Here is a 7,070-nt window from a genome sequence, read left to right as displayed (position 1 = left end):
CGCTCTACGGCTCCGACTCCGCCCCGCGCTGAACCTCAGCGGTAAGCTGCCAGCCGATCCCCGCCCCCGTAGCTCAGGGGATAGAGCACGGCTCTCCTAAAGCCGGTGTCACAGGTTCGAATCCTGTCGGGGGCACTCGGTGACGTGTATTACGTCGGTTGATGCCTGCCGTTTCGTCTTCGGCTGATGCTTGACGGTGTTTCGGCTGATGCTTGACAGTTGTTTCGGCTGATCCTTGACACTCCCTTCATGAGGGAGATCAGCGTGGCTGAGCAGAGGTATCAGGCGGTGTTGGCCGTCATCAGTGATGGGCTGTCGATTTCGCAGGTCGCGAGCAAGGTCGGGGTGTCACGGCAGACGCTGCATGCCTGGCTTGCCCGCTACGAGGCCGAGGGCCTGGAGGGGCTCAAGGACCGGTCGCATCGGCCGGATCGGTGTCCGCATCAGATGCCGGCGTCGGTGGAAGCAGCGGTGTTGGAGCTGCGCCGCTCACGGCCGTATTGGGGTCCGCGTCGACTGGTGTTCGAGTTGGCCAAGCGCAAGGTGGCGCCGGCGCCCTCGGAGTCGGCGGTGTACCGGGCGTTGGTCCGGGCGGGGATGATCGACCCGGCCAGCCGGGATCGGCGCTCACGTAAGTGGAAGCGCTGGGAGCGCGGGGAGCCGATGGAGTTGTGGCAGATGGACGTTGTGGGCGGGTTCCCGCTGGCCGACGGCACCAGCGCAAAGGCCTTGACGGGTATTGATGACCATTCCCGGTTTTGTGTGTCGGCGCGGTTGATGCCGCGGGAGCGCACCCGCGCGGTCTGTGAGGGGTTGCGGGCGGCGATCGCCGCCTACGGCGCTCCTGTACAGATCTTGACCGACAACGGGCGGGTGTTTACCGGTCGGTTCAATCATCCGCCGGTGGAGGTGCTCTTTGATGCCATCTGCCGGGAGAACGGGATCGAGCATCTGTTGACCCAGCCGCGAAGCCCGACCACGACGGGCAAGATTGAGCGGCTGCACCGCAGTATGCGGGCGGAGTTCCTCGCCACGGCAGAGCCTTTCGCCTCGCTGAAGGCTGCGCAGGCCGCTTTGGACGAGTGGGTCACCGACTACAACACCCGCCGGCCGCACCAGTCGCTGAACATGGATACCCCGGCCCAACGGTTCACCCCGGCGGTATCGGTCACCACCCCGAGACCGGCCGCCCCCGTCGGCCCTGACCGCGCCGGTGGCGACTGGGTGAGCCGGCGGGTCTGCGCCAACGGGGTGGTCTCGGTGTCCTGGCAGCAGGTCAGCGTGGGCCGCCACCACGCTGGCGCCCGCTGCGATGTCCACGTCGACGGCGATCTGCTGCGATTCTGGATCGGCGAGGAACTGGTCAAGACCGCCGCCCGGACCAGTCGCGGTCCGGTAAGAAAAAAGAAGGCCGAACGCACCCGCGGACAGGCCTAAACACAGGTCCAGAGTGTCAAGGATCAACCGACATAGAAACGTCAAGCATCAACCGACACTGAACAGGGGCACCGCACGTCTGCAGGCACTAGCTAGGGCACTGGCTCGGGCACTAGCTAGGGCACTAGCTCGGGCAGTAGTGGATGCCCTTCCCGCGCTCGGACACCGGTGGCAGATGCCGCGGCGGCGTCTGCGGAAGCGGGGAGTCCGCGGCAATCCGCCCCTCGGCGCGATCCCAGCCCGCCCGCGCGCGCGGATGCATCCGCCGGCGGCGCGGCAGGCACCGGAAGACCAGATTCACCGTACGGCCGAAAAGCCGGTGCAGCCGGGCATCCCGTGCCGACCAGCTGTAGCCCATCAACGTCCGGACCGATTCGTCGTAGAGCCCGACGGTGACCCACACCGCAACGGGGCCCATCACCTTCAGATACGCCGACCACAGCCAGTCCGGAATCCAGCTGGCGGTGGGCGGTTTCGGCATCGCCGACAGGTCCAGCACCTGGCGGGCGGCCCAATTGTTCTCCAGTTCCTCCCGGCACATCCGATCCCAGTACGCCTGGAAGTCCTCCCAGGTCTCGGGCACCGGGCGCATGCTCATCCCGTACATGCGATACCAGCTGACGTGCTCCTCGAAGAGCCGGTGCTTGTCGGCCTCGCTCAGCCCGTCGCCGAAATGCTCGGCGGTCAGGATGGTGCCCATGAAGAACGTGGCGTGCGCCCAGTAGAAGACCTCCGGGTTCAGCGCGCTGTAGCGGCGGCCCTGCTCGTCGACCCCCTTGATCGGAATGTGGTAGTCGCGCACCTCCGCGGCGGTGGCGCCGGCGCGGTCACCGTCGAACACCACCCCGCCGATCGGATAGAGCGACCGGAACAGCCGGGGGATGCGTTCGGTGAAGAAGATGGAATGGTCTTTGACCGCCGCGCCCAGTTGCGGGTGCATGTTCTGCATCGAACCCGCCCACGGTCCCTGCAGCAGACCGCGCCAGTCGCCGAAGAGCCTCCAGGTCAACGAGTCCGGGCCAAGCGGTTGCGGTGCATCGCCGTAACCGGCACCGCTGACCGGACAGCCGCCGGCGACGGGGTGCCCGGGGGCGTCAGTGTCCACCCGCGTTGTCCAACCGCCGACGTCGCTAGCCGGCGGCGGCCTCGGCGGCTGCCTTCTCAGCCTCGGCCTGCTGGGCGGCCTGGGCCTCCTCCTGCTGCTGCTTGGCCTGCTCCACCGCCGCTTCGTAGGCAGCCCTGCCTTCCGGGCTGGCACGCGAGGCGCCGGGAACACCGGGCAGCGCGAACGGGTACTCGCAGTTGAGGTGGATCATCACGACGTTGCCGGAGTTACTGCCGCTGGCGTCCAGGAAGCTCGCGTTGCGGTTCCCGGTGACGCGGCACTGCGGCAGCGGCAGGAAGCTGCCGACCTTGCCGCCGATCTTGACGGTGCTCCCGGACTGCCGGATGGCCTCCACCGCGTCGGCGTAGGTTTGGCCCTGGTACTCGTTGTCCGCCGCGGCCGTACCGGCTCCCAGTAGGGCCGCCACCGTGGCGGTGCAGGCAAAGAGCGCGAGCGCACCGGCACGACCAGGGGTAAAGCGTCCGATCACCGCGTCTCACCTCCGTTATCGCCGTGACACCAGCGAATATACCGCCGGCGGCGGCGGCCCGCAGCGACAGCCGACATGCCCGGGGTGAAGCCGAACTTGAATGTCACCGGCTTACACAGATATATTGGTGCTACTGCCCGCAACAGGTATCTGGAGGGTGCATGTCCGAAGAACTGACTGACCTCGAGCTTCTGCACGAACTGGAGCCGGTGGCGGAGAAATTGATCAACCGCCACATGTCGATGTCCAAGGAGTGGAATCCGCACGACTACATCCCGTGGTCGGACGGCAAGAACTATTACGCGCTGGGCGGACAGGACTGGTCGCCCGAGCAGGCCCAGCTGTCGGAGGTGGCGCGCACGGCACTGGTGCAGAACCTGTTGACCGAAGACAACCTGCCGGCCTATCACCGCGAGATCGCGATGAACTTCTCCATGGACGGTCCGTGGGGCTACTGGGTCAACCGCTGGACGGCCGAGGAGAACCGGCACGGCATCTCCATCCGCGACTACCTCGTGGTCACCCGGAACTGCGATCCGGTCGAGCTCGAGGAGCTCCGGATGGAGCAGATGACGCGAGGCTTCTCCCCCGGTCAGAATCAGCAGGGCGACCTGTTCGCCGAGAGCCTGTTCGACTCGGTCATGTACGTCAGCTTCCAGGAGCTGGCCACCCGGGTCTCGCACCGCAACACCGGAAAGGCCTGCAACGAACCGGTCGCCGAGCAGCTTCTGGCCCGGATCTCCAACGACGAGAATCTGCACATGATCTTCTACCGGGACGTCAGCGAAGCCGGCCTGGATATCGCGCCGAACCAGGCGATGAAGTCGCTGCACCGGGTGCTGCGCAACTTCAGGATGCCGGGATATACCGTCCCGGAGTTCCGCCGCAAGGCCGTCATCATCGCCACCGGCGGCGTGTACGACCCACGCATCCATCTCGATGACGTCGTCATGCCGGTGCTCAAGAAGTGGCGGATCTTCGAACGTGACGACTTCACCGGTGAGGCCGCCCAGATGCGCGACGACCTCGCCGCTCTGATCAAGGAACTCGAGGAAGCCTGCGACAAGTTCGAGGAGTCCAAGGCGCGCAAGCTCGAGCGTGACGCGCGACTGGCAGAGAAGCGCGCCGCCAAGGCGGCACTGGCGGGGGCTGCGTCGTAGCCGCGCCGGAGTCAACAGCCATCACCGGGCTGCGGATCGGGTCGTTGACCCTCCGCAGCCCGGTTGTGTTGGCGCCGATGGCCGGGGTGACCAACATCGCCTTCCGCACCCTGTGCCGCGAACTCGAGATCGCCCGCGCCGGCACCGTCAGCGGGCTCTACGTCTGCGAGATGGTCACCGCCCGCGCGCTGGTCGAGCGGCACCCGGCCACCCTGCACATGACGGCCTTCGGACCGGAAGAGACGCCGCGCTCGCTGCAGCTCTACACCGTCGACCCGGACATGACCTACGCCGCCGCGAGAATGATCGTCGACGACGACCTCGCCGATCACATCGACCTGAACTTCGGCTGCCCGGTCCCCAAGGTCACCCGGCGCGGCGGCGGAGCCGCCCTGCCCTACAAGCGGCAGCTGTTCGGCCGGATCGTCGCGGCCGCGGTGCGCGCGACCGCGGGGACTCCGATACCGGTGACGGTGAAGTTCCGGATCGGCATCGACGAGGACCACCACACCCACCTCGACGCCGGGCGCATCGCCGAACAGGAGGGCGCGGCCGCCGTCGCCCTGCACGCCCGCACCGCCGCACAGCGGTATTCGGGGACGGCCGACTGGGACCAGATCGCCCGATTGAAGGCCGCCGTCACCTCCATCCCGGTGCTGGGCAACGGCGACATCTTCGAGGCCGGTGACGCGTGCGCGATGATGGCGGCAACCGGCTGCGACGGAGTCGTGGTCGGACGCGGCTGCCTCGGGCGGCCGTGGCTGTTCGCCGAGCTGTCCGCCGCGTTCAGCGGGACGCCGCCGCCCGCCCCGCCCAACCTCGGCGAGGTGGCGGACATCGTCCGCCGCCACGCGACGCTGCTGAGCGCACACTTCGGCGAGCAGAAGGGCATGCGGGAGATCCGCAAGCACGTGGCGTGGTACCTGCACGGCTTTCCCGCTGGCGCAGAGTTGCGCAGGTCACTGGCACTGGTCACGTCCCTCGACGAGCTCGACCGACTCCTCGCCCGGTTGGACGCGACCGCCCCCTTTCCGGTCGCCGGCACCGGGCCCCGGGGCCGACAGGGCTCGGCGGCGGCGGTGTGCCTGCCCGAAGGATGGCTGGACGACCCGGACGACGCCATGGTGCCCACCTGCGCCGATGCCGTCTCGGGTGGCTGACCGACCCAGGTTTCTCTCAGGCAGGCTCGGTAGAGTCGGCGGTTTGGCGTGGACGCCACGCCCCAACCGGTGCGAGCGGGCACCGCGTAGCGCATTGAGGCGCGAAAGCTCACCGAGTCGGAGGCTGCCTGGAAGATGAGCGACGGCGAGGACGTCACTCCCGACCGGCGATCACCCGACTCCGATGGCCGGGCCACCCGGTCGCCGCGACCGGGCTCGCCTCGGGCGCCGTGGGAGCGCACCCCGGCCCGGTCCTCGGGACACCACCGGGAGGGCGTCGCCGCCGCGGAACTGATCGCCCGGCTCACCGGCCGCGAACAGATCACCCCGCTGACCCGCCGCAGTGCCGACGAGACCGCCCAGCCGACAGCCGAGGCGGCGCCCGAGAAGGACACCGGGCCGATCCCGGTGCCGATCCCAGGGCCGATCCCGGGGCCGATCCCGGGGCCCGCCGGCGGGACGAACCGCCGGGCGCTGATCGCGGGCCGCACGGCCGCCGCCCTGATCGCGGTCTGCGCGCTGGCGGTCACCGGCGCCGCCTGGCAGTGGCAAACCGCGAAGAACAAACTTCTCAACACCATCGCCGCGCTCGACCCGGGCTCCAGTGACATCCGCGATCCCAACGCCCAGGACGGCGACGAAAACTTCCTCATCATCGGAGTCGACAGCCGCATCGGCGCCAACGCCGAGATGGGCGCCGGTGACACCTCCCTCGCGGAGGGTTCCCGGTCGGACACCATCATGCTGGTCAACATCCCCGCCAACCGGAAACGTGTTGTCGCCGTGTCCTTCCCACGCGATCTGGCCATCACGCCGATGAATTGTCAAGCCTGGGACGCGGAGACCGGGACCTACGGACCGGTCTATGACAGGAACACCGGCGAGTGGAGCGACAACGAGCGCTACACCAATACCAAGCTGAACTCGGCCTACGCCCTCGGCGGGCCCAAGTGCCTGGTCAAGGTGATCCAGAAGATGTCGGGCCTGGCGATCAACCGGTTCATGGCGGTGGATTTCGTGGGCTTCTCGAAAATGGTCGACGCTCTGGGCGGAGTGGAGGTGTGCAGCACCACCGCGTTGGAGGACGCCGAGTTGGGGACCGTGCTGGCCAGCGCCGGGCGCCAGACCATCGACGGCCACACCGCGTTGAACTACGTGCGTGCGCGCACCATCACCACCGAGGTCAACGGCGACTACGGCCGCATCAAACGACAGCAGCTGTTCCTGTCCTCCCTGCTTCGATCCTTGATCTCGACGGACACGCTGTTCGACTACGGCAAACTCGACGCGGTGGTGAACATGTTCATCGACGACTCCTACGTGGACAACCTGCGCACCCGGGATCTGGTGCGGCTGGGGCAGTCGCTGCAGGGGATCAACGCCGGGCGCATCACCTTCGTGACCGTGCCGACGACCGGCTACACCGACGCGGAAGGGAACGAGGAGCCGCGCACCGAGGCCGTTCGGGCGCTCTTCGACGCGATCATCGAAGACCAGGCGCTGCCCGGTGAGAACGACAGCAACGCAACGCTGAGCCCGCTCACGGCGGCCACCAAGGCCCCTGACGCGAACCCCGTGCGCAGCACCGCCGAAACACCGTCGCCGACGGACTCCGAGGCGGACTCCTCCGTCACCGAACAGGTCAAGACAGTGGCTGCCGATCCCCGCGACGTCTCGGTCGCAGTCGCCGATCCCGACGGCCGCGACGGCCTGGCCGA

The 7,070-nt window shown here is 67.9% G+C and carries 5 protein-coding genes, 1 tRNA gene and 1 pseudogene; 5 read left to right on the top strand and 2 right to left on the bottom strand.

The genetic code is table 11. From position 1 onward, the window contains the following. The first annotated feature begins 62 nt into the window (after positions 1 to 62). Together ACKOB8_RS02085 and ACKOB8_RS02080 are read left to right on the top strand one after the other, a co-directional pair. Positions 63 to 135 (top strand) — tRNA-Arg (locus tag ACKOB8_RS02085). A 114-nt stretch (positions 136 to 249) separates the two neighbouring features. After that, positions 250 to 1,437 (top strand): IS481 family transposase, encoded by a 1,188-nt coding sequence (locus tag ACKOB8_RS02080; protein WP_526375150.1) that lies wholly within the window; start codon positions 250 to 252, stop codon positions 1,435 to 1,437. Positions 1,438 to 1,561: 124 nt separating this feature from the next. Here ACKOB8_RS02080 and ACKOB8_RS02075 read toward each other — a convergent pair whose 3' ends face one another. Both ACKOB8_RS02075 and ACKOB8_RS02070 read right to left on the bottom strand, forming a co-directional pair. Further along, positions 1,562 to 2,542 carry an oxygenase MpaB family protein gene (locus tag ACKOB8_RS02075; protein WP_526375148.1) on the bottom strand — a complete coding sequence of 327 codons (981 nt, stop codon included), beginning with the start codon at positions 2,540 to 2,542 and terminating at the stop codon, positions 1,562 to 1,564. Positions 2,543 to 2,567: 25 nt separating this feature from the next. Continuing rightward, complete coding sequence (locus tag ACKOB8_RS02070) at positions 2,568 to 2,969, bottom strand: hypothetical protein (protein ID WP_526375146.1); 402 nt, start codon at positions 2,967 to 2,969, stop codon at positions 2,568 to 2,570. A gap of 224 nt (positions 2,970 to 3,193) precedes the next feature. Here ACKOB8_RS02070 and ACKOB8_RS02065 point away from each other — a divergent pair, with 224 nt between their 5' ends. The 3 genes and pseudogenes from ACKOB8_RS02065 to ACKOB8_RS02055 form a co-directional block, all read left to right on the top strand. Then, the gene (locus tag ACKOB8_RS02065; RefSeq protein WP_526375144.1) at positions 3,194 to 4,192 is read left to right on the top strand and encodes an acyl-ACP desaturase; all 999 of its coding nucleotides are present in this window, start codon (positions 3,194 to 3,196) and stop codon (positions 4,190 to 4,192) included. A 3-nt stretch (positions 4,193 to 4,195) separates the two neighbouring features. Beyond that, positions 4,196 to 5,352: pseudogene (gene dusB / locus ACKOB8_RS02060) on the top strand (tRNA dihydrouridine synthase DusB); the annotation flags it as partial. 135 nt (positions 5,353 to 5,487) lie between these two features. Beyond that, on the top strand, positions 5,488 to 7,070 hold a 1,583-nt coding region (locus ACKOB8_RS02055), incomplete at its 3' end, for an LCP family protein (RefSeq protein WP_526375142.1).

It is taken from the genome of Mycobacterium sp., from assembly GCF_046091765.1.
Classification (GTDB): Bacteria; Actinomycetota; Actinomycetes; order Mycobacteriales; family Mycobacteriaceae; genus Mycobacterium.
The sequence above is the reverse complement of the archived record's forward strand: the minus strand, read 5'-3'. Positions and strand labels throughout refer to the sequence as shown.